18 protein-coding genes are annotated in these 24,368 nt (G+C 39.7%); 9 read left to right on the top strand and 9 right to left on the bottom strand.

What is annotated here, in order from left to right; translation table 11 throughout:
• Positions 1-366: 366 nt before the first annotated feature.
• Together FL972_RS12060 and FL972_RS12055 are read right to left on the bottom strand one after the other, a co-directional pair.
• The gene (locus FL972_RS12060; RefSeq protein ID WP_144605709.1) at positions 367-1,113 is read right to left on the bottom strand and encodes a LytR/AlgR family response regulator transcription factor; all 747 of its coding nucleotides are present in this window, start codon (positions 1,111-1,113) and stop codon (positions 367-369) included.
• Entirely contained in the window at positions 1,110-2,192 is a 1,083-nt protein-coding gene (locus tag FL972_RS12055) for a sensor histidine kinase (RefSeq protein ID WP_144605708.1), read from the bottom strand. Before FL972_RS12055 ends, FL972_RS12060 begins: the two co-directional genes overlap by 4 nt.
• Positions 2,193-2,530: 338 nt before the next feature.
• Here FL972_RS12055 and FL972_RS12050 point away from each other — a divergent pair, with 338 nt between their 5' ends.
• Positions 2,531-5,032, top strand: coding sequence for a TonB-dependent receptor domain-containing protein (locus FL972_RS12050; protein WP_144605707.1), 2,502 nt, complete (start codon positions 2,531-2,533; stop codon positions 5,030-5,032).
• Between the two features lie 259 nt (positions 5,033-5,291).
• On the opposite strand, the gene FL972_RS12045 is transcribed toward FL972_RS12050, so the two are convergent.
• The 3 genes from FL972_RS12045 to FL972_RS12035 all read right to left on the bottom strand — a co-directional run bounded on the left by FL972_RS12045 (position 5,292) and on the right by FL972_RS12035 (position 8,124).
• Positions 5,292-6,272 carry a pyruvate dehydrogenase complex E1 component subunit beta gene (locus tag FL972_RS12045; protein ID WP_144605706.1) on the bottom strand — a complete coding sequence of 327 codons (981 nt, stop codon included), beginning with the start codon at positions 6,270-6,272 and terminating at the stop codon, positions 5,292-5,294.
• Positions 6,273-6,355: 83 nt separating this feature from the next.
• On the bottom strand, positions 6,356-7,726 hold the full coding sequence (locus FL972_RS12040; RefSeq protein ID WP_144605705.1) for an NAD-dependent succinate-semialdehyde dehydrogenase: 1,371 nt from the start codon (positions 7,724-7,726) through the stop codon (positions 6,356-6,358).
• Positions 7,723-8,124 carry a rhodanese-like domain-containing protein gene (locus FL972_RS12035; RefSeq protein ID WP_144605704.1) on the bottom strand — a complete coding sequence of 134 codons (402 nt, stop codon included), beginning with the start codon at positions 8,122-8,124 and terminating at the stop codon, positions 7,723-7,725. Before FL972_RS12035 ends, FL972_RS12040 begins: the two co-directional genes overlap by 4 nt.
• Before the next feature lie 65 nt (positions 8,125-8,189).
• Here FL972_RS12035 and FL972_RS12030 point away from each other — a divergent pair, with 65 nt between their 5' ends.
• The gene (locus FL972_RS12030) at positions 8,190-8,702 is read left to right on the top strand and encodes a metallophosphoesterase family protein (protein WP_144605703.1); all 513 of its coding nucleotides are present in this window, start codon (positions 8,190-8,192) and stop codon (positions 8,700-8,702) included.
• A gap of 45 nt (positions 8,703-8,747) precedes the next feature.
• On the opposite strand, the gene FL972_RS19440 is transcribed toward FL972_RS12030, so the two are convergent.
• Complete coding sequence (locus FL972_RS19440; protein ID WP_175557949.1) at positions 8,748-8,894, bottom strand: hypothetical protein; 147 nt, start codon at positions 8,892-8,894, stop codon at positions 8,748-8,750.
• 167 nt (positions 8,895-9,061) lie between these two features.
• Here FL972_RS19440 and hisS point away from each other — a divergent pair, with 167 nt between their 5' ends.
• Positions 9,062-10,444 (top strand): histidine--tRNA ligase, encoded by a 1,383-nt coding sequence (gene hisS / locus FL972_RS12025; protein ID WP_144605702.1) that lies wholly within the window; start codon positions 9,062-9,064, stop codon positions 10,442-10,444.
• On the opposite strand, the gene FL972_RS12020 is transcribed toward hisS, so the two are convergent.
• On the bottom strand, positions 10,425-10,706 hold the full coding sequence (locus tag FL972_RS12020) for a hypothetical protein (RefSeq protein WP_144605701.1): 282 nt from the start codon (positions 10,704-10,706) through the stop codon (positions 10,425-10,427). The genes hisS and FL972_RS12020 overlap by 20 nt on opposite strands.
• A gap of 137 nt (positions 10,707-10,843) precedes the next feature.
• Here FL972_RS12020 and FL972_RS12015 point away from each other — a divergent pair, with 137 nt between their 5' ends.
• On the top strand, positions 10,844-11,179 hold the full coding sequence (locus tag FL972_RS12015; protein ID WP_144605700.1) for a YbaB/EbfC family nucleoid-associated protein: 336 nt from the start codon (positions 10,844-10,846) through the stop codon (positions 11,177-11,179).
• A 94-nt stretch (positions 11,180-11,273) separates the two neighbouring features.
• A complete protein-coding gene (locus FL972_RS12010) occupies positions 11,274-12,269 on the top strand; it encodes a glycosyltransferase family 2 protein (protein ID WP_144605699.1) in 996 nt (331 codons plus the stop codon).
• Here FL972_RS12010 and FL972_RS12005 read toward each other — a convergent pair.
• On the bottom strand, positions 12,266-12,484 hold the full coding sequence (locus tag FL972_RS12005; RefSeq protein ID WP_091655618.1) for a PspC domain-containing protein: 219 nt from the start codon (positions 12,482-12,484) through the stop codon (positions 12,266-12,268). The two genes, FL972_RS12010 and FL972_RS12005, sit on opposite strands and share 4 nt — an antisense overlap.
• A gap of 119 nt (positions 12,485-12,603) precedes the next feature.
• Between FL972_RS12005 and FL972_RS12000 the strand changes: the two genes are divergently transcribed.
• From FL972_RS12000 to FL972_RS11985, 4 genes are all read left to right on the top strand, one after another.
• Positions 12,604-14,334: a tetratricopeptide repeat protein gene (locus tag FL972_RS12000; protein WP_186300111.1), complete on the top strand. Its 1,731-nt coding sequence runs from the start codon at positions 12,604-12,606 to the stop codon at positions 14,332-14,334.
• Between the two features lie 490 nt (positions 14,335-14,824).
• Positions 14,825-18,079: a SusC/RagA family TonB-linked outer membrane protein gene (locus FL972_RS11995; protein ID WP_144605697.1), complete on the top strand. Its 3,255-nt coding sequence runs from the start codon at positions 14,825-14,827 to the stop codon at positions 18,077-18,079.
• Positions 18,080-18,132: 53 nt separating this feature from the next.
• Positions 18,133-19,866: a RagB/SusD family nutrient uptake outer membrane protein gene (locus FL972_RS11990; RefSeq protein ID WP_144605696.1), complete on the top strand. Its 1,734-nt coding sequence runs from the start codon at positions 18,133-18,135 to the stop codon at positions 19,864-19,866.
• 138 nt (positions 19,867-20,004) lie between these two features.
• A complete protein-coding gene (locus FL972_RS11985; RefSeq protein WP_144605695.1) occupies positions 20,005-23,523 on the top strand; it encodes a VCBS repeat-containing protein in 3,519 nt (1,172 codons plus the stop codon).
• Here the strand turns inward: FL972_RS11985 and FL972_RS11980 are convergent, their stop codons facing one another.
• Positions 23,524-24,285, bottom strand: coding sequence for a creatininase family protein (locus tag FL972_RS11980; protein WP_144605694.1), 762 nt, complete (start codon positions 24,283-24,285; stop codon positions 23,524-23,526).
• Between the last annotated feature and the right edge of the window lie 83 nt (positions 24,286-24,368).

Here is a 24,368-nt window from a genome sequence, read left to right as displayed (position 1 = left end):
AAAGGAATCTTTGCCTCTTCTCTTCTTTGCGGGAGACTTAGGACTTTGCGCCGCTGCGCCGCTGCGCCGCTGCGAGCTTTTATAGACCACAGAGGATTAAAAAAATCTTTATTCTTTTCGGACGATTTCCAATTTTCTGACTTTAGAAGTTATTCTCCTTGAGACCGCTTCGTTCCTCGCGGTGACGACTTTAGATTTGTAACAAGCAAGTTTCCTACTGCCTACTTTACTTTGCTTCTTCCATCCTTTGCGGGAGGTTAAAAACTCTGCGTTGCGTTGAGATTTATGAGACTCCTTCGTCGTTCCTCTTCGCAATAACGCTACCGTTTTTTCAGACTTCAGATTTTAGCTTTCAGATTTCCCCAATCAATTCATCCATTTCCCCATAAATTCCAAGAAGGGTTCCTTGTAATTATCACTTACGGAGATGTGGTGAGTGCCGATGGTAATCACATTTTTTGAAACGGACTCTATATGATCCAATCCAATGATAAAGGAGCGATGCACACGCATAAATTTGGAAGTGGGCAAAAGCTCCTCCATACTTTTTAAACTGGTCAATGAAAGCAGTGGGTTAGGCTTGGATTTTAAGTGAACTTTCACATAGTCTTTGTAAGCCTCCACATGCGTGATATCTGAAAGCATTACTTTGACCAATTGATATTCTACTTTCAAAAATATATACTCGGGACTACTTTCCGTCGGGATTGCAGCAGGATTTGGAATCTTGTTTTCCAGCTTTTCAAAGTAATTATAAGCCTTGGTAGCAGCATTTAGGAAATCCTCATAGCTGTAAGGTTTAAGCAAATAATCCAAGGCGTCTACCTTATATCCTTCTATGGCAAATTGATGGTAAGCCGTTGCGAAAATAATTCTGGTTTTGTCAGAAGCTTTTTTTCCATCCAGCACCCTTGCGAGCTCCATCCCGGAAAGATCGGGCATTTGGATGTCCATAAAAATCAATTGAACCTCCTCCTTATTTAGAAATGCTAGGGCATCTATGGCACTGGAAAACTTGCCAACCAAGTCAAGAAAAGCCGTCTGCTGTATGTATTTGCATACTAGTTCGAGAGCAAGTGGCTCATCATCTACGGCTATACATTTGAGTTTCATTCCAAGTTGATTGTCAGATTGACATAATATTCGTCCTTGTCTTCAACTTTGCCAAATTTCAAGCGGTGTTTGTTGGGATATAACAGACTTAGTCTTCTCTGGGTATTGACCAGTCCGATTCCACTTTCTTTTGCCTCTGGGCTATCCTGATTGATAGGGAAAATCTGATTTCTGGTTTCAAAGAATAAGGTGTCCCCCATGATTTCCATTTTAATGTCAATTTTGCTGGGATGCTGAGAACTGATTCCATGTTTGAAGCAGTTTTCCAGAAATGGCAAAATCATCATCGGAGCAATAGTATGGTTGTTTTTGGGTTCGTCCATACTAATATTTAATTGGACTTTATCAGTCAATCTCATTTTCATCAATTCAATATAATCTCTGATGAAATCTACCTCCTTGCTAAGCAGAGTCGACTCCTTTTGATTTTCATAAAGGACATAGCGCATCATTCGGGAGAGCTTTAATAAGGCTTCCTGTGCTTTTTTAATGTCCAGATTGGTTAAGGAGTAGATATTGTTTAGGGTATTGAAGAAAAAGTGGGGGTTAATTTGAGCCTTGAGGTAAGAAAGCTCGGTGTTGATTCGTTGTTTTTCCAGTTCCTGTCTTACAGTTTCGTCTTTTTGCCATTTTTGAACCAATGCCAAAGAAGTACTCAAGCCAATAGATACGGTGTAAAGTAAAAGTTGAAAAACATCTCCGGGCAGCCAGCGTCTTCCGGGTACGAATGGTTTGTCAGGATTGAAAAACTCATGCATTTTCATTGGATACTTGATGAGCTGCTCGAAATAAATAATCGTAAAGTAAAAGACTACAGCTCCCGCTATGACCAATAGGAGGTATATGTAATTTTTTCCTTTGAGTAATATTTTTGGGACCCCAATCGAGGCATTGGTGTAAAAGATGGATACCAAAATTGCGACCAAGAATACCTGTTTGTACCAGAAAGCTATGGGCAATTCATTTTCTCCCATTCTCCAGGATAGAGGAGATAGTAGGATAAGGACTATACATAGCATCAGCCATCCCAGTATGTGAACTAGGAAAGAAAGGTTTTTTTTGGAGGTGATTGATGGCATACGTCTGATTTTCAGGTCCAAACTAATATAAAGAATAGAATTTCAGTTAGAAAATCTACCAATCTGCTGTTTTTCACGGCGAAACTCCCTGATAAGCGGATGAATCGCTTAATCGATGATTTCTTCTGCCTTATCAGGTGAATCGACCTATTTGTCGACAAATACCAATGAATGGTCTATTACCTAAAATAATGCTGAACAAAGCCTTCAATTTTGGGGTATCAATGAGGTGACAGCCCAATATTTGAAAATAAACCACGAAATCAAATTTGAGGTGAAGCTCGCAAAATGAATTATGCGAGTGCCATTAAAATTTTGAAATCATTTATCTAAAACAGATGAAAAATCTATTCAGTCTATTCATTCTTTTTGCAGCCATCGGTTTAAATCAAACCTTCGCCCAGCAAAACCAAGAACAGCCAGCCAGAATTATCGGTGTGGCCAAAGATGCTAAATCTGGCGAACCTGTTGGCTATGCTACCGCGGCCTTATACAGAAAAGGGTCAGATGTGAGTTTAGCAGGCGCCGTCGCTGACGGAGAAGGTAAATTCTTTATTACAGGTTTCGACCCGGGAGAGTACTCCCTTCAACTGACTTTTATCGGATTCGAAACGCTAGTAGTAGACAATATTTCCGTCAAGTCTAAAACAGGTGACATCATCCTGGGAGACCTATCCATGAGCGATGAGGGCTTGGCATTGGAAGAAGTGACCGTACAAGGTCAAAGACAATTGATTGAGGAGCGTGTGGACAGAACAATCTACAAAGCAGAGAATGACAGAACAACCGCAGGTGGAGATGCGACAGATGTGTTGAGAAGAGTGCCTATGCTTTCCGTAGACTTGGATGGAAATGTATCCATGAGAGGAAGTAGCAATATTACTGTTTTGATTGACAACAGACCATCTGCAATTGCCGCCAGCAGTATTACGGACGCATTGAAGCAAATCCCGGCAGACCAAATTAAAGAGGTAGAAGTTATTACTTCACCTTCCGCACGATTTGATGCCGAAGGTACCTCGGGAGTAATCAACATCGTAACCAAGAAAAATAACCTTCAGGGAGTAACTATGAGTATCAACAGTGGCGCTGGCTTGAGAGGTTCTAACTTGGGATTGAATGGAAGTGCAAGAATCGGAAAGTTCGGTTTTTCTCTGGGAGGTTTTGGCCGATCTGGCTATAATATTTTAGGAAGATTTGACAACGAACAGCAATTGATTGATCCATCCGGAAACACGACTACAATTTTGCAGTCAGCAGACACAGAAAGAAGAGACCTTTTTGGTAGATATAATTTTGGAATGGATTATGAAATCGATAAGTATAATTTTATTACCGGTGCGGTAAACTTCGGAATCAGAAACTCCAACAACTGGCAAAATGATTTCCTGACGCAGAATTTTGTGGGAGGTAACCTGACAAGAGAGGCTTTGAGAGAGACTAATTCCAAAGATCAGTCCAATTCCATTGATGTGAGTTTGAACTACACCAAAACCTACGAGAAGAAAGGTAAGGAGGTAAGTTTATTGACTCTTTACAGCAGAAATAACAGAGAAAATAACTTCGTCAATACCCTTTTCAATGAAGATTTTCAAACTATTGACTCAAGGCTGAGAAATGATAACCCAAGCCGAAATGAAGAATTTACAGTTCAGTTGGATTTCGTAAATCCACTAGGAGATAAGGGAAATCAGATTTTGGAGTATGGTGCTAAAAACATTTTAAGAAAAGCCTATTCAGACTTCGCTTATTTCCAAGCAGAAGGAGCTGATGGAGCTTATGTAGAACTGCAGGATCCATCCTTAAGTAATGAATTCAGTTATGATCAAAATGTAACTGCAGGGTACCTTTCATATACTTTTAGCTTCTTGAAGAATTACACCTTGAAGCCGGGATTGAGATATGAGTATACAACCATTTCCGCTGATTTTGCCAATGAATTGGAAGTTGATATTCCTTCTTACGGAACTTTGGTGCCAAGTGTGAACGCTAGCCGCAAATTGAAAAATGGAAACATGATCAAGGCAGCATACAATAGAAGAATTCAGAGACCATCCTTGAGGTTTTTGAACCCGAACATCGAAGCTTCCAACCCGCTTCAAATTTCCCAGGGTAATCCTATTTTGGATCCTGAATTGACGGATAATTATGAATTGGGATATAGCACCTTCATCAAAGGTACTATGCTAAACTTCACCGGATTCTACAGAAATACTACGGGATCGATTCAGGCAGTAAGAACTGTTCAGGATGATGATATCATCTATACGACCTACGAGAATATCGGTCAGGAGCAGGCTTTGGGTACTAACATCTTTGCCAATGTTAGCATCAGCAACAAGTTCTCTTTAAATGGTGGTTTTGATCTTTACTATGCCATGTTGGACAATGGATTGACAGATCCGCTTTTTGCGGCATCTAATCAGGGGTGGGTTGTAAGTGGTAGAATGTTCGGAAACTACTCCTTACCAAAAGACTGGCAGATTCAGCTTTTCACCTTTGCAAGAGGTAGAAGAGTACAACTTCAAGGCTCAAGCGGAGGATTCGCAGCTTATGGTTTAAACTTCAATAAGCAATTCAAAGAGAAAAGAGGAAGTATTGGATTTGGAGCTGAAAACTTCTTAGCGAAGGAATTTATCATCAGAAATGAGACCATTACGCCTACCATTGTACAGAACAGTACAAGTGCTTTGAGAAATATGAATTTCAAGATCAACTTCAGCTACAGAATTGGTAAGCTAAGTATGAACGATAGACCTAGAAGAAGAAGGTCAGTATCTAATGATGATTTGAAAGGCGGTGAAGAAGGTGGAGGAGAGATGATTCAAAACAACCGCTAAAAGAACTTAAAATAAGGGCTGTCTCAAAAGTGATTTTGTCACATTGAGCGGAGTCGAAATGTAGGCCAGGATGATATAATTGGCCTTCGACTACACTCAGGCTGACATTAGAACGATTTATGAGACAGCCTCTTTTTTTGAATATTGTGAAACATTTCTTCTGAATTATCGATTTAGTAATTAATAAACAGATAGATAGATTGGGTAACAAAAAACCCTGACTTTGGTAAGTCAGGGCTTTTTTTGTTAGTAGATATAACTACTCTTGGTAAGTTACTTTTTTGATAGCAGCTACAGTTCTGGCTACATTAGGAATTGTTGCCTCAATGTAAGTAGGAGCATAACTCAATGGAATATCCATGGAGTTAACTCTAATCACAGGGGCATCCAAATAATCAAATGCATATCTCTGGAAATGGTAAGTCAACTCAGATGAGATAGCGGCCAATGGATTAGCCTCTTCTACAATTACTGCACGATTGGTCTTCTTCAAAGACTCTACGCAGGTAGCATAATCGATAGGTCTGACAGTTCTCAAGTCAATTACTTCACAATCCACTCCTTCTTTCGCCATTTCTTCGGCAGCTTCTAAAGCCACTTTCATCATTTTACCGAAGGAAATCAGCGTAACATCTTTCCCTTTTCTTTTGATGTCAGCAACTCCGATTGGTAAAAGGTATTCTGATTCAGGAACTTCTCCTTTATCTGAATACATCAATTCGGATTCCATGAAAATTACTGGATCTGGATCACGGATTGCAGCTTTTAATAAGCCTTTAGCATCATAAGGATTAGAAGGTACTATGACTTTCAAGCCTGGAGTATTGGCGAACCAGTTTTCAAAGTTGGAAGAGTGTGTAGCTCCTAACTGACCTGCATTTCCTGTAGGTCCTCGAAAAACAATAGGAACTGAATAAGCTCCGCCTGACATGGCTAACATCTTAGCAGCAGAGTTGATGATCTGATCGATCGCAACTAGGGAGAAGTTGAAAGTCATGAATTCAATGATTGGAATCAATCCATTCATTGCAGCACCTACTCCCAAACCGGCAAAGCCCAATTCAGAGATTGGAGTGTCATATACTCTCTCTGGACCAAATTCGTCCAGCATTCCCTGTGAAACTTTGTAAGCTCCGTTATATTCAGCTACTTCTTCACCCATCAGGAAGACGTTCTTATCACGTCTCATCTCTTCGGACATGGCCTCTCTGAGGGCTTCGCGAAATTGTATTTCTCTCATTAGTTAAAGACAAAATTTTGGCTCGTAAAAATAGGAAGGAATCGGGCAATTGCAAAAATAGACCGATCGATTATCCCTTTCTATCAGCCAAGGTATACTGTTTTGGTGTTTACAAATTCCAATATTCCATGGCGACTCAGTTCTCTTCCATAACCGGACTTTTTGATTCCTCCAAAGGGAAGATGTGGATTGGATGCCACCAATGAATTGATAAAGACTGCACCGCTTTCTATCCTTGAGGCCAATGCTTCAGCTTTTTCTTGATTTTTTGTCCAAAGTGATGAGCCTAAACCAAACTCAGAATCATTGGCTATTTGAATTGCTTCATCAGCTGATTTTACTCGAAAAACGAGAGCAACCGGTCCAAATAATTCTTCTGAATATGCCGGAGAATCTTTTGGAATATCTGTTAAAATAGTTGGGGAAAATTTGGTGCTTCCTTTTTCTGGGGCTTTTCCTCCCAACAATACCTTGGCGCCTTTTTCTACAGATTTTTGAATTTGTTCATAGAGTTCCTGAGCTAAATCGGGTCTTGCCATGCAGGCATAGTCAGCATTTTCATCCAGAGGCTCCCCGGCCTTAAGGTTTTTTATTTCATTGGAAAATATTTCTAAAAATTGATCATAGACTGTATCCTGAACAATAAACCGCTTAGCGGCGATACAACTTTGGCCAAAATTGATCATTCTAGCTTTAGCTGCAGTTTTGGACGCTTCTTCTATGTCAGCATCTTCCAATATGATAAATGGATCACTGCCTCCCAGTTCTAGTAGGGATTTTTTGATATGTTTGCCCGCAGCTGAGGCAACTGCTGCTCCGGCTTTTTCGCTTCCTGTCAGGGTAACGGCTTTCACGATTGGGTTTTCTATAATTGCCGTGGTTGTTTTCGAATCGATTAAAAGTGATTGAAAAACTCCCTCTGGAAAACCAGCCTTGGTAAATACCTCCTCTATCGCTAAAGCACACTGAGGTACATTGGATGCATGCTTCAATAAACCCGTATTCCCTGCCATCAAGGTTGGAGCAGCAAATCGAAATACCTGCCAGAATGGGAAGTTCCAGGGCATTACTGCCAAAACAGTTCCTATTGGTTGGTGAAGTAATTTGGCCTTTTTTCCATCAGGAAGAGAGATGGGTTCAGGCTTCAAAAATTCCTCGGCATTGTCAGCATAATATTCACAGACCCAGGCGCATTTTTCAACTTCTGAAACTGATTCCTTGATGATTTTTCCCATTTCCAGGGAAATAATTTTCGCATAATGTTCCTTATTTTCCCGTAATTCCTCTGCTGCTTTACGCATCAATTTTGATTTATCAGAAAAGGGAGAAGTTTTCCATTGCTGATAGGCTTTCTCGCCTTTTTGAAGTTTTTCCTGAACTTGATTTTCCGTCAAAAGTTGAAATTCTTTCAGGATTTCACCGGAATAGGGATTAATAGATTTTATTTGACTCATTCTTCTATGGGTTTTCCTTGTTCTTTCCAGGCAGTAATTCCGCCGTCCAACATGATTACTTTTTTAAATCCGGCTTCTTTCATAGCAGCTCCTGCCTTGGCTGTTCTTTTCCCAGTTCGGCAATACAATAAATAAGTTTTAGCCTTGTCCAATTGTTTTATTTCATTTTCAAAGCCATCTGAAAGAAAATTGATGTTTAATGCGCCTTCCAAGTGACCCTCCTGCATTTCTTCAGGTGTTCTAACATCGATAAGGATATTTTTCTTCTTGCTGCTTAGCTTTTGAAATTTTTCAACTGAGACCACTTTGGCTGAATCTGCTGGAGACTGAGCATAAGAAAGTGTGGAGATTCCAAGTATGGCCAGAAAAAAGAGGCCAAGAAATGCTAGGTTTTTCATAGTGATCGTATTGTTTTGGGGTAAGACTTACATTATCAAGGAAAAATTAAAGCCTTTCGTTTCAAATGTCCACTAAAATCGCATTGATTTCTGATTCTCACAGTTACATTGATCACAAAACTCTCCAATATATTGAAGAAGTAGATGAAATCTGGCATGCAGGTGACATTGGTGAGTTGACTGTCATGAATGCATTACCTGATGGGAAAACCATCAGGGCTGTTTATGGCAATATAGATGATACCAATACTCAGAATTTATATCCTGAATGGTTGGAATGGGAAATTGAAGGTGTTCGGTTTTTAATGACTCACATCGGAGGGAAACCTCCCCGCTATGCAAAGGGGGTGAAAAGTAAAATCAAGGAATCAAGACCTCAAGTTTTTATTTGTGGCCATTCACATATTTGCAAAGTGGAGATGGATAAAGAGTTGAACTGTCTATATATGAATCCCGGGGCCATAGGGCAGCAAGGTTTTCACCTGATGAGAACTATGCTTCTTTTTGAAATCAATTCTGGAAAAATAGCCAATCTACGGGTCATAGAGCTTGGGAGAAGAGGAAAACTTACTGAATAGGCAAAAAAAAAGCGGCTCAAGGCCGCTTAATATCTAGAAGGGAAATTATTTCTTCTCGAAAGACTTTTTCAATTCCTCTACATCCACGTTCTTAATCACCGGCTGAGCAGTCAATTGCTTAATTTTGATGATACGTGTATTCTGGCTTTGTCTTTTTCTTCTTAGCTTTCTTTTCAGAGTAGTAACTGCCATGACTATATGTGTTTAAAGATTTTTGTTTCGAAACGGAACGCAAAGGTAAAGAAACATTTTTTGATTGCCTATTAATCTGCGCGAATAAATTGTGGATTATCTCTGAGATCAGGGATTTTTCTGCTTTTTTTCGGTAAATTTGGGCTTTAATCACCAAAATTAATTGCATGCAAAAGCCGAGTTTACCGAAAGGAACCCGAGATTTTGGACCTCTTCAAATGGCCAGAAGAAATTTCATCCTAGATACAATCAAGGATACATTTCAGTTGTTTGGCTACAATCAGATAGAGACTCCTGCCATGGAGAATTTGAGCACTCTGACAGGAAAATATGGAGACGAGGGGGATCAATTACTTTTTAAAATTCTCAATAGTGGAGATTTTTTAAAAAATGTAGGTCCTGAAGATTTACAAAACGGACCTAATGCCACCTTGTCAAAAGTTTCTGAAAAAGGACTTAGATATGACTTGACTGTGCCATTTGCCAGGTTTGTGGTGATGAACCGTAATGAATTGACATTCCCTTTCAAGAGATTTCAGATCCAGCCCGTTTGGCGGGCGGACAGACCTCAAAAGGGCAGGTATAGAGAATTTTATCAATGTGATGCCGATGTGGTGGGCACGGATAGCTTGGTTTGTGAAGCAGAAATTGTTTTGATGATTCGTAGGGTTTTTTCCAAGCTGAATATTGCTGACTATGATATTAAAATAAACAACCGGAAGATTTTAACCGGGATTTCAGAGGTCATTGGTGAAGCTGGAAAAGAAGGGCCTTTGTGCGTCGCAATTGATAAGTTGGATAAAATCGGATGGGATAAAGTTCAGGAAGAATTAGCACAAAGAGGCTTTCAAAATGAATCTATTCAAAAGCTTAGTCCTTTGATTAATTTCACTGGGGGAGTGCAGGAAAAATTAGACTTTCTCAAAAATTTCCTAGCCGGCAGTGAAGTAGGCTTGCAGGGAGTGGAGGAGTTGAAAGATACTTTCGGAATTCTACAGGACATGGGTGAAGACCTGAGTCATGTGGAGTTGGATATGGTTTTAGCTCGGGGTTTGTCGTATTATACTGGAGCAATTTTCGAAGTAAAAGTCAATCATGTTTCCATAGGATCCGTTAGTGGTGGTGGACGATATGATAACTTGACCGGAGTTTTCGGTATGGACGGGGTCTCCGGTGTAGGATTTTCCTTTGGAGTAGATAGAATCTATGATGTGATGGAGGAGCTGAATTTATTTCCTCAGTCAACTGCACAGGGCACACAGGTATTATTGACCCATTTTGATCAGAAAGGGTATCAATATGCTTTGAGTATTCTGACCCGTTTACGCTCAGCAGGGATTGTTTCTGAAATCTATCCAGACCAGGCTAAAATGAAAAAGCAACTCGACTATGCGAGTAAAAATCAGATTCAGTTTGCAGCAATTTGTGGAGATCAAGAAATTGAATCCCAAACTATTGCGCTAAAGAATCTTGAAACAGGAGTTCAGGAAAACTTGGGAGTTGAGGATGCCATAAAGACAGTTTTGGAGTTTATTCCACAGAAAGGATAGAATTGGTGGGAATAGTTACCCCTCCTTTTAGTACTATATATTCCGGCCCAACAGCCCAAACAGTGGTGTTGACTTCATAAACTTGATCTTCTGCTGTACAGAAAGTGATACGTACTTTCGAATGCAGTAAATTACCAAGGGTCTGCGATCTCTCCAGTTTTTGAGATCGAATTTTCCTTTCTTCAGGGGTAGAGATCACCTCTTTTTTGGAAAAGCTCAGATTCTTAACCTGCTCTTTATCAATTTGGACTATCGACTTCATAACTAATTGGCTTGATATTCCTACAGACAGAGAATGCTTGGTTAATGTTGCGTTTTAAACAGTGAAAATTTCCTAAAGAGTTTAATTCGAAATAAAAGTTTGAAATTCAAGAAATTATAAAATAAAATTATAGAGCTATGTTTGATTTGATGAACATGATGAATAAGGTAAAAGAGGCTCAGGCTAAAATCAAAGAAGCCCAAGCCAAGCTAGTTCATCTGACTGCTGAAGGAGAATCCGGTGGTGGATTAGTGAAAGTAACAGTCAACGGGGAGCGTAAAGTGTTGAAAATTGAAATGGATGAATCACTGTTAACCCCTAATGATAAGGAAATGCTCAGTGACCTGGTTGTTGCAGCCACCAATATTGCTTTGGAAGCAATTGAGGTCAAAATCAAAGCTGAAATGAAGTCAGCGACTGAAGGGATGATTCCTAATATTCCCGGAATGGACTTGGGCAGCATGTTTGGATAAAATGAGATTAGGTCAGAAGATTAAAAGCCTTAAAGGACAAGGTTTATTCAGTGACCATTTATAGATTTTTTTTCAATAACCTATCATCAGGAGGATGCAAAACTGCGCAATTGTCATCTTAAATTACAACGGGGAGGAAATGCTCAAACGTTTCCTCCCTTCTGTTATAAAGTTTTCCCAATCTGATGTTTGGGTAATTGACAATGCTAGCCAGGATCAATCCAGAGCCATCCTCGAGAAGAATTTTCCCCAAGTTCAACTGATCTCTCTTGCTGAAAATTTCGGTTACGCAGGTGGGTACAATTGGGGTTTGGAACAGCTAAGAGGGAAGTACGAATTTTTCATTTTGCTCAATTCAGATGTGGAGGTTTCCGAGGGTTGGGATAGCAAACTGCTGGAAGCTTTTCAAAGAGATGAAAAAATAGCAGCTCTTCAGCCCAAGATCTTATCTGCCCAAAATCCCAAAGTTTTTGATTATGCAGGTGCAGGAGGTGGTTTTTTAGACACCTTATACTATCCTTATTGCCGGGGGAGAATTTGGAATGTAATTGAGGAGGACAAAGGGCAATATGATGATTTTTGTCTGGTAGATTGGGCTTCCGGAGCTTGTTTGGCGATTAGATCAGCTTGTTTTTTTGAACATGAAGGCTTTGATGCTCATTTTTTTGCGCATATGGAAGAAATTGATCTCTGTGTGAGGATGCAGCAAGCAGGTTGGAAAATTGCATATACAGGCGACTCTGTTGTTTACCATTTGGGCGGTGCAACTCTTGACAGAAGCAGCCCCAAAAAACTCTACCTAAACATCAAGAATAGCATTAGTTTGATTTATAAGGCAGAATCGACCTTCAATTTTGCTGTAATTTTTATTCTAAAGTTTGTAGTAGAAATGTTAGCTGCCCTAGCTTATACCCTAATTGGAAAAAAGGAGTATGGAAAAGCTATCCTCCAGGGTTATAAAGATTTTTTTCAGAGTAAGGAACAGTTTTTGAAAACTGAAGGATATAAAAAGTTTAGGAAAAAAGGACCCTCATTCTGGATTTATTGGGACTTTTGGGTGACCCGGAAGAAAACTTTTGATAGACTTTAATCAAAAAGAACTGGGTTGTTCATTTTTCTAAAGTACTTTCGAATTTTCATCATCATTGCCATGGATACGTAGATGATTACCGGCGAACCTAGTGTAATGAAGGATGAATAGATGAAAAATAAACGAATACTATCGATGGGGAAATTAAGTTTCTCTCCTAGTCTGGAACAAACACCGAAGGCGCTTTCTTCGAAAAACAGTTTCAGTTTTTGCATGACGTTGATGGTTTAGTTTGGTTGTAAGTTACAAAAATTCAAGTTAGGATAACAAAAGCAAAATGTCTGCCCGAATGTTTTCAAAGAAAATAAAAATATTCAATTTTCTCATTTTGAGTATGTTAGTTCAGGTCTCCTTTGGGCAGGACTTACGTTTTCTCAATGATATTGATGTTAAGCAAGAAAAACTGGTTTATCTGCGAGACTCTGTGAGATTTACAGTGAAAGGAAAAATTCCAATTGAATCTGTAATGACTCCCAGAAATCCACAGCTGAAGATTGTGTGGAAATCTGAGACAGATAGTATCAATTTTGGTCTGCTCAATTTGAAGAAAAATCTTTCGGATTATTCGGTAGAAAAAGATTTTAAAGTTCCATTTAAACCCTGGATGGAATCAGCGGTTTTGGAGGCCCGATTTTTTCAAGGTAAAAAAGCCAGTAATCAACCCTATGAAATTAAGATTTTAAAAAGGGGGGTTGACACAACTCCTTTTTTAGCAAAAATAGGAAGAGTTGTTCCTGATGAACAGATCCCTTCTGTTGGATTGGCTATTCCACTCGGAGTGACAGGACGAGAAGCGGTTAGAAACAGGGAATTTCAGTTTTTTTTCAATTCAGGTGAATCGACTTATTTAAAAAACTCCTCCAATGAATCAGTTTTTGGGGATATGATTTCCTTTTTAACTGAAAATCCTGCTATCGTTTCAGTGAAAATTACGGGTTTGCAATCCCCAGAACAAAGGGAGGGAAGGAGTAGTCGCTTGGGAATGGATAGGGCAACTTCTATAAAAAGCGAAATCGTCAAAAGAAATTTATTACTCAGAGATTCCATCATTCAAGTCTCCTCACGATGGAATGATTGGTTTGACCTTCGACTTCTTTTAAGAGATTTCCCTGAACTTTCCACATCTAAAAAAGACAGCTACTATGCTATTTTAATGAATGGGGAAGATTTTTTGACACAGCAAGAACAATTGAGGTCAATTAGTGGCTTTGACCAGCTTTCCCGCCAGTTATTTCCTAAGTTGAGAGTAGCCAAAGTAGAAATAGTAGCAAAACCGGGATCAGGATTGGGAACTGAAAAGACTGCTATTTTACGGCAAGAGCTGGAGGAAAATAGTGCAACTTCGAAACTTTCATTTCTGGATTGGGCTATTGCTGGAGAGACTGCGCCGAGATTGGAAGAAAAAGCCAGAATTTATTCTAAAATGACCACTTTATTTAGGTCCCCTTTGCCTTATAATAATTTAGGATTAGTGAGAATGAGAGAGGCTCAGCGAACCTTGGATAGAGATGTTCAGGAAAATCTTTGGAATGAGGCAGAATGGTTATTGCAACAGGCCATCAAACTTGAAAATAATCCCTATTCACTCCATAACTTGGGGCAGATTTATGCCTTGAAAGGAAATTACTGGGAAGCATATAAATATCTTTCGGAGGCCTCTGTTTTGACCAGAGATCCTGAGTTTTTGATGATAAATGAAAGTTTGAGAGGTGCTCTGGATATTTTGAGGGGTGATTATAAGTTGGCAACCTTGAGATATGATTATGAATTTACTGATCCAGCAGACTTTTTTAATAAGGGGCTGGCTTATTTTTTGGCGGGTAATTATGGAGAGGCTTCCCTTGCATTTGAAGAATCTGTGATTCGAAGTAGGGACTTTGGCTATGGTTATTATGGTTTGGCTTTGATAGCTATAAATAGTGGTCAAAAGGAAATAGCAATGATCCAATTGGAAAAAGCAGTAGCTGCTAATGAGTCCCTTTACCTTAAAGCTCAGTTAGATCCAAATTTCGAAGAATTAAGAGGAATTCCTGAATTTTTTCAGATACTGAGAAGGAATAAATAAAATTTTTGAAATAGTTTCATTTTCTGTTTCGGGTTAAAAAGTTTCGCTTTTTTGGAGAAATTTTTCAAAAAAGGCCGAAAACAGGTTTTCTTTCAGCTATAAAACATCTAAATTGTTATGAGTATTACTAAGAAAGTGGAATAATGTCTTTCAGAAAGACTCAAATTGCCAAATAATATTTAACCTCTAGAAATTTGATATTTGTTTAAGAATAATTAACATTGATGATTAAGATTACAATAAAACCTAAAATTCTGCCTATGACCTATATTACCTAGCTATTTTCCATCTCTCAAATGGCATCGCTGGATGCTCTCAAACCTAAGAGGAATCTCTCCTTTTGCAGGTATTCGTACCACGGTATAACGGCAATAGAGCTCTGAAATTTCAGACAATACCTATTGCAATTATTTTAAGAATAATCGCAAACGATTGCACAAATCAATTAACAAACAAGTATTTGAGATTAATCTTGTTACCCAATCTATCTATGTTTATGAAAAATGTTTACAAAAGTCTAAGCGCTTTAATATTGCTCTTAGTATTTGCCAGTTCGGTTGCCATGGCGCAACGCGTAGTGACTGGTACTGTGCTAGATGAGTATGATGTGGGGCTACCGGGTGTTTCTGTTTTAGTGAAAGGAACAACCACGGGAACCGCCACAGACATTGACGGGAAATTCTCCCTCAATGTGCCTAATGATCAGGCAGTTCTAGTATTTTCCTTCATCGGCTACACCAAAATCGAGCAGGTTGTAGGAAATAGAAGTGTTGTTGATGTCAAAATGAGACCTGATGAGCAAACTCTTACGGAGTTGGTTGTAACAGGTTATACAATTGATAGCCGTAGAGAAACTACAGGAGCTATCGCCACAGTCGATCCAAAGGACTTGACAGTAATACCAACTGGTAATATTGAGCAAACCCTTCAAGGTCGAGTTTCAGGTGTTACCGTAATTACCAACGGTCAGCCAGGTACTTCTTCTATCATTCGTGTTCGTGGTTTCGGTGCCTTTGGAGGTAATGAGCCATTGTATGTTGTGGATGGGGTGCCAGTTGGATCAACTGACTTCTTAAATCCGGATGATATCGAATCCACTACTGTATTGAAAGATGCGGCAGCAGCTTCTATCTACGGTGCAAGAGCAGCAAACGGTGTAATTATCTATACTACTAAAAGAGGTAGAAGAGGTAACCAAAAATTAAGAGTAGATTACAATGGTATGTTCGGTTTGACCACCCCTGGTGAAGGACTTGACATGATGAACCCTCAGGATTTTGCAACCTATACTTGGCTAGCTGAAACAAACCAAGCTCGAATTGACGGAAGATCTCCAAATTATGGTCATCCTCAGTTTGGAACAGGGGCTACACCTGTATTGCCATATTATATTAATGTGGGTGGAGCTGCAGGCGTTTCTGGTCCTTTCTCTCCTCAAAGAATTGAAGAAGAAAGAGCCAAATACAATATTGACCCTACAAAAGGTCCAGTTTACCAATTGGTAAGAGCTGCTACAGGAGAAGGTACCGATTGGTATCAGGCTTTAACGAGAAATGCTCCTTTGAACAGACATTCAATTGGTTTGAATGGTGGATCTGAAACAAGCAGATTCTTCATAGGTATGGGATATCAGGATCAAGCTGGTATCATGATCGTGAATAACTTCAGAAGATTGACATTCAGAGCTAACTCTGAATTTGATGTGACCAAGAAATTCAGAATCGGTGAAAACTTCCAAGCTACCTACCGTCAGGTATTGGGTCAGCAAGGTGGTACCGGTGGTCGTGGTGTATCAGATGATGAAAATGATATTCTTCAAGCTTTCCGTATGCCTTCTATTATTCCGGTTTACGATGAATTTGGCGGATATGCAGGTACTGCAGCAAGAGGTTTCAACAACCCAAGAAACCCAGTAGCTAACAGAGACGGTCAGAGAGACAACAGAAACTTTAACGCGAATATCTTCGGTAACATTTATGCTGAATACGATTTGATGGAAGATTTGAGATTCAGATCTAGCATCGGTGGTCAGTATAACAACTATTACTACTGGGGTTATTCTAGATTGCAGTATGAAAACTCTGAAAACAACTCTGCATTTGGATACAATGAAGGTTCCGGATTTAATTTTGCTTGGACCTTTACCAATACTTTATCTTGGAAGAGAACCTTTGATAAGCACGCATTTGACGTGATCTTAGGTCAGGAAGCCTTGAATACAGGTGCTGGTAGATTTATTGACGCGTCTGGACAGAATCCATTCTCAAGAGATCCAGACTTCGTAAATATCTCCAACTTGCCTGTATCAACCAGACAAGTAAACTCCGGACTATTTAGAGGTGTAAACTTCTACTCTCTATTTGGTCGTGTGAATTATACCTTCAACGATAAATACTTATTCAGTGCTGTTGTACGTAGAGATGGATCTTCAAGATTCGGTGCGAACAACAGATATGGTGTATTCCCTGCGTTTTCTGCGGCTTGGAGACTTTCTTCTGAGCAATTCTTGCAATCAGCTACTTGGATTGATGATTTGAAAATTCGAGGTGGATGGGGACAAATGGGTAACTCCAATAACGTGGATCCAAACAACCAGTTCTCTCTATTTGGAGGAACAGTTGGAGCTTCTTCTTATGATATTAATGGTTCCAACTCTTCTGCAATTATTGGATTCAGAAGAACAAGAATTGGTAACCCTAATGCACAGTGGGAAACTGCTGTTACGCAAAACATTGGTTTTGATGGTACATTCTTCAACGGTCGTTTGGATGTAATCTTTGACTGGTGGAGAAAAGATACTGAAGACTTATTGTTTACTGTTCCAATTCCATTGACAGCTGGTAGTAACGCGGCAGCGCCTGCGGTAAACATTGGTGAAATGTTGAACAGAGGTTTAGACCTTTTGGTAACAACCAGAGGTAACCTTTCTTCTTCATTGACTTATGAGTTGACAGTTACAGGATCTACTTTGAAAAATGAGATCGTATCTCTTGCTCCAGGTTTGGAAATCATTACTTCCGTAAACCCAGCGTATAGAGGCATTCGTCCAATCCGTAACCAAGTTGGACAGCCTTTGTCTACTTTCTTCGGATATAAAGTAGTAGGCCTATTCCAAAGCCAAGAGGATGTGAATTCTCACGCTACTCAGGCTGGTGCCGCTCCTGGTAGATTCAAGTATGAAGATACAGATGGTGATGGCGTAATTACTCCTGAGGATAGACAAGTTCTTGGTAATCCAATTCCTGACTTTACAGGTGGTGTAAACTTCACAGTAGGTTATAAAGGATTTGACTTATCAGCTTACTTGTATACTTCTATCGGAAACGAAGTATGGAACCAGTCTAAGTGGTTTACTGACTTCTTCTCTACATTCGAAGGAGCAGCTATTTCAGAAAGATTGAAAAATGCTTGGAGCCCATCCAATACCAATGCTACTATTCCAATTGTAGACCGTTCTTCTACATTCTCTACTTCAACAGTTGAGAATAGCTATTACGTAGAAGATGGATCCTATTTGAGATTGCAAAACGTGACATTGGGTTACACGCTTCCTCAAAACTTGCTTCAGAGATGGAGAATAGAAAGATTGAGAGTATTTGCTTCTGCAAACAACTTGTTTACAATCACAGGATATGAGGGGCTTGACCCTGCGGTAGGTGGTGACGCTGACTTGACATTTGGTATCGACGTAGGTAACTATCCTGTTACCAGAGGTTATACTTTAGGTCTGAATGTCAGCTTCTAAGCTAAATACAACAAAGCGAATCGAGTTATAGAAACTATAATAGATTAAATCAAATGAACAATTTTAAATTAAAAATCGGAGCCCTATTATCATCAGCAATGATGATGGTAGCAGTGAGTTGTAGCGATGATTTCCTAGACGTTGCGCCTACAGGCTTGCTAGCGGAAGCTCAGCTTTCCTCCCTTGCGGGGATTGAAGCTTCCTTGATAGCAGCTTATTCTCAGGTGAATGGTCGAGGAAACCGCTTGGGATCCCCATCCAACTGGGTTTGGGGAAGTATCAGAGGGGGAGAGGCTAATAAAGGTACCGACCCTGGTGATTTCACGACCATTAACCCAATCCAGCGTTATGAAAATGATGCTGCAGGAGGGGAAATGGGATCAAAGTGGAATGTATGTTACGAAGGAATAGCTAGAGCAAATAATGTTCTAAGGCTATTGAATAATCCTGGTCCAGATGTAACTGAGGCGGATAAAAAGAGGATTAGTGCGCAAGCTAGGTTCTTGAGAGCACACTACTACTTTGAGTTGAAGAGGGATTATAATAATACTCCTTACGTAGACGAGACGGTGGATTATGGTAGTGGTTTGGAAGATGTGAAAAATGATAAAGACCTTTGGCCATTTATCGAGGCAGACTTCCAATATGCTATTGACAATTTACCAGCTACCCAGGCTCAAGTAGGTCGTGTTAATTCATGGGCTGCAAAAGCTTACATGGCTAAAGCTTTGCTTTATCAAGGAAAATTTGCTCCAGCTAAGTCTTTGTTCGACGATGTGATTGCAAATGGTGTTACTTCTAATGGATTGAAGTATGACTTGGTTCCTTATTATGATGACATGTTCAGAGGAGCTAATGATAACCATCAGGAGTCTGTTTGGGCTTATCAGTCTGCAGCAGGTACTGGTTCTGTAGCAAATGCAAACCCAGAGTTTGACTTGAACTTCCCATACAACACCGGTCCTTCTGGTCCTGGTAACTGTTGCGGATTCTTCCAGCCATCTTTCACTTTTGTGAATGCATTTAGAACTGATGCTAATGGTCTTCCTCTATTGGATAAGTCATACAATGATCCGGCAAATAGGGTTAAGTCTGACATGGGCTTAAATTCTGATCAAGCATTTACTCCAGATTCTGGAAATCTTGACCCAAGATTGGACCATACTGTAGGTAGAAGAGGAATTCCTTATTTGGATTGGCAAGATCATCCAGGTGCTGCTTGGATTAGAAATCAACCAAATGGTGGACCTTATTCTCCTAAAAAGTATGTTTATGAGAGATCTGAGCAAGGTTCTTTCCAAGATAACTCTTCTTGGACTCCAGGATATACTGGTATCAACTTCATGATCATCAGATTCGCTGATGTGTTATTGATGTCCGCAGAAGCTGATATCGAAACTGGAGCTTTGGAAAGCGCTAGAGCTAAAGTTAATAGAGTTCGTGAAAGAGCAATGAACTCTAAGTTGATGAGAGCTGATGGTACTATGGCTGCTAATTATGTAGTATCTACTTACACTGCTCCTTGGACTGACGCAAGCGTTGCAAGAAGAGCTGTTCGCATGGAGCGTATGCTTGAGTTGGGTATGGAAGGTCATAGATTCTATGATTTGGTTAGATGGAATACAGTTCAGGCAGAGCTTGATTTCTACCTAGCTTTGGATGGAACTATCCTAACCGGAGCTCTAGGTGGAGCTAAGTTCACCGACAAATTCCGTTTGGTACCAATTCCTCAAGATCAAATTGACTTGGTAGGAGCTGATATACTTATTCAGAACCCTGGTTTCTAATTTTCTGGAAACAATAATAATTAAGAAGGCCTTCGGGCCTTCTTTTTTTTGTCCTTTCTTTATTAAAAGCCCTTTTTTATTTCGAGACTTTCCAGAGATATGCTAATTTCATAGCTGACTCATTCATCCAATTTACCTATGAAAAACCTATCCTTTTATTTGGCTTTGTTTGCAGGAATTTTACTCCTTTCCTGCAAAAAGTCCGATACCTTATTTGAATTAAAATCACCTGAATCAACCGGAATTTCATTTAATAATGAGATTATAGAAACCGATTCCTTCAACATATTAACAGACGAATATATTTTCAATGGTGGAGGTGTAGCAGTTGCGGATTTTGATCAAAATGGATACCCCGATTTATTTTTTACAGGAAATCAGGTTTCCAATAAATTATACCTCAATCAAGGAGATTTCAAGTTTGAAGACGCATCTGCTTTGGCGGGGATTGAAGCAGCAGACTTTTGGTGTACAGGCTCTGCAGTAGTAGATATCAATGGTGACGGGTGGATGGATATCTATGTAGTTTCTGCCATGAAAACTGGTCCCGGAGAGCGGAACAACTTGCTTTTTGTCAACCAGGGAAAAAATGCGGATGGGCAAATTACTTTCAAGGAGATGGCCGAAAACTATGGAATTGCAGATGCAGGCAACGGGATGGGAGCTGCCTTCATCGACTATGACTTGGATGGGGATTTGGACTTATATGTCTTGAATAATGAGCAAAGTAAAATCATTCCTTCCAACTATAGAGAAAAAATTACTGACGGTTCGGCTATCAACAACGATGCATTTTATAGAAATAACGGAGATGGAACCTTTACCGATGTTACTCTTGAAGCTGGTATCACCATTGAAGGTTTCGGTTTAGGACTTTTAATCGCAGACCTCAATAATGATGGCTGGCCGGACATTCATGTTTCGAATGATTATGTGACTAATGATATACTATATATCAATAATCAGGACGGTACTTTTTCAAACCAATCTTCAAAAAAGCTAAAGCATCAAAGCCAGTTTTCAATGGGATCAGATATTGCAGATTTTAATAATGATCTCAAACCTGACTTGATCACCTTAGACATGCTGGGAGAGGATAATTACAGGAAGAAAACCACCATAGGTAAAAACTCTTATCAGGTATATATCAGTAATGAGCAGTGGGGCTATGAATATCAGCATGTGCGAAATATGCTTCATCTCAATAATGGAGAAAAAGCCCCATTTAGTGAAATTGGGATGTATGCGGGAATATATCAAACAGACTGGTCTTGGTCTCCTTTATTTGGAGATGTAGATAATGATGGACAAAGAGATTTATTGGTTACTAACGGTTTTCCAAGGGACATCACGGATAAGGATTTTGCAAATTATAGGGCTGACGTAGGGAGTATTGCTACCGTCCGGCAACTTCTGGATTCAATTCCGATTGTTAAAATCCCTAACTATGCTTTTAAAAACCAAGGAGATCTGACTTTCAATGATTCTGGCAGGGAATGGGGTTTGGACAAACCATCTTTTTCCAATGGAGCAGCATTGGTAGACTTAGATCTAGATGGGGACTTGGATTATGTGGTCAATAATATCAATGACCCTGCTTTTGTTTTTGAAAACAAGCTGAATGAAAGAAAAGAAAAAGGAGGGTTTCTCAGAGTCAAACTTCAGGGGTCTGTTCAAAACTCTCAAGGATTAGGCAGTAAGGTCATTGTTAGCTTATCGGATGGCAATCAGCTTTTCCAAGAGCAACAAGTTATTAGGGGCTATATGTCTTCCATCGAGGAGGTTTTACATTTTGGAATTCCTGCAGCCCAAACTATCACAAGCCTCAAGGTTCTTTGGCCTGATGGAAAAGTAAATGAACTGTCATCTCCTGAGGTAAATTCCAAAGTTGAAGTTTCATACAAAACTGCAATTCAAGGCCCTAATCAATTGGCTATACTTAAAGGAGGTGGGGAAGACCCCTTATTTGAAGAGGTTTCTGAAAACCTTGGTCTTGTTTATGTTCATCAAGAAAGTGATAAAATAGATTTCAATGTCCAGAGAACTCTTCCTCACAAGTTAACTCAATATGGACCTGCATTGGCTGTAGGGGATATCAATGGGGACTTAATGGAAGATTTGATTATTGGTTCTTCCTCCGGATTCCATCCTCAAGTATTCCTACAGAGTGCAAATGGCACTTTCTCTCAAAGAGATTTATTACCGGGAGAAAATCCAAATTTCGAAGAAATGGGGGTTTTATTGGTAGACCTGGATAATGATGGAGATTTAGATTTATACCTCGTCAGTGGTAGTAACGAATTTCCAAACAATTCTGCAGAATACACGGATAGGGTCTATCTCAACGATGGTGCTGGCAATTTCTCCATAGACAAGAATTTCAACGCGATTAAAGCAAGTGGTAGCACAGTCAGAGCTGCAGATTTTAATCAGGATGGGTTTATTGATCTTTTCGTTGGTGGCCGAACTCCCATTGCACAATATCCTTATCCTGAGAATAGTTATCTCTTGCAGAATAATCAGGGAATTTTGGAAGATGTGACTGATCAAATTGCACCGGAATTAAGGACTGTAGGAATGGTTACAGATGCAATCTGGTCGGATGTGGATAGTGATGGGTTGATGGATTTGATAGTAGTAGGTGAATTGATGCCGATTACATTGTTTAAAAATGATGGATCCCAACTTAAAAAAGTTGAAACGGGATTGGAAAATCATCTAGGGTGGTGGAATTCCATTCAGTCAGGTGATTTTGACCAAGATGGAGATATGGATTTCGTGGTGGGGAATCTTGGAGCAAATAATCATTTTCATCCAACCTTCGAAAGGCCGGTGAAAATCTATGCCAAAGACTTTGATAACAATGGAAGTGTAGATCCTGTAACTTTTGCTTGGTATAAAAATAGGCAAGGATCATATGAATCTTTCCCAAGTCATTTTTGGGATGATCTGTACGGACAAAGCACTCTTTTCAGAAGGAAATTTGAGCGATATAAGCTATATGCTTTAAGTACTGAGCAAACTCTTTTTTCTGAAGAGGAAAGAAAAGATGCCTTGATTTTGACAGGAAATTATGATCGATCCTCTTATGTGGAAAATCTAGGTAATGGAAAGTTTAAAATTCATGAATTGCCAAGTTTAGCTCAACTAGCTCCTGTAAATGGTATTCTTGCGGAAGATGTAAATCAAGATGGTTTCTTAGATATACTCCTGGTCGGAAATGATTATGGGAATGAAATCTTTATTGGAAGATTGGATGCCCTGAACGGCTTGGTATTATTGGGAGATGGTAAAGGTGGTTTTACTCCTGCCAAGTCAGATAAGAGTGGATTTATAGTGCCGGGAGATGCTAAAGCATTGGTCAAACTAAGCTCCGTAAATGGAAGTCCACTATATATTGCTTCTCAAAATAGAGGAGAATTAAAGGTGTTTCGTGGGAAAAATCAGGAATCCCAGTCTATTGAGCCTAGTCAGGAAGTATCTGCTATTTTGGTTGAACTTGAAAATGGGAAAACCCAACGCCTAGAAGTAAACTATGGGTCGGGTTTTTTATCCCAATCCTCCAGAGAAATAATGCTTCCTAAAGGCCTTAAATCTCTTAAGATAGTCGACTATAGTGGTGCGATAAAAGACTTTGACTTATCTGTGTTAGATTAATCAGCGATAGAGTTCATTAGAGTTGACAGAGCAAATATCCAAAATCAACTCTGCGACTTTGTCTGTAACGTCCTCAAAATAACGCCTTCCCTTTTCAGGGGAGGCTTTTTTGGGATTTCCAATGCCAGTATCCTCAGATACCTGCGACCATTTTCTTTCTGCCCAAGCCCATTTTTCTCTGACCCCTGCTATTACGGATTTCTTTTCTTTTCCATCTCCCGCCTCTTCGAGAGGTAAAACCAATTCAGGATGCAAATGCATAATCAAGGCCGTTTCCATTTCGTCCGCATGATCCCCACTTTCTTCGAAGTATTGGGTTTTATCCAAAGCCTGAAACCAATTGCAGGTAAAGAGCATCATGTCTGGGTATTGGAGACCGAGTTCCCGAAGGGCAGTTTTAAAATCATTCCCTCCATGGCTGTTGAGAATTAGGAGTTTTTTTGTGCCTTGTCGATTCAATACTTCAATCAAATCCTTCAAAATGGCAAACTGAGTGCTTGGATTTAGATTCATGTCCAAATAAATATCAGACTGACCTGTATTGACCCCAAATGGAATGGTGGGGAGGATCACTACGTTGCCACCTTTTTCCCAAGCTTTTTTTCCTGCTTCTTCGCCTATTGCATCTGCTTCGTACACATCTGTGCCATAAGGCATATGGTAATTATGAGCCTCGGTGGCTCCCCAAGGGAGAACAGCAAGGTCAAATCGATGTGTCTTTAGAGCTTTCCAATTTGCTTCTTTTAGGATATAGGGTCTCATGGAATTTTATAAGGATTTGTGCGAAAAAAGGCTTATTTAGGGATTTGAAATGGATTTTAAACCCTAAAACCTAAATTAAGCCT

Source organism: Algoriphagus algorifonticola (assembly GCF_007655305.1).
Classification (GTDB): domain Bacteria; phylum Bacteroidota; class Bacteroidia; order Cytophagales; family Cyclobacteriaceae; genus Algoriphagus; species Algoriphagus algorifonticola.
This window is presented reverse-complemented; position numbering and strand designations above follow the sequence as displayed.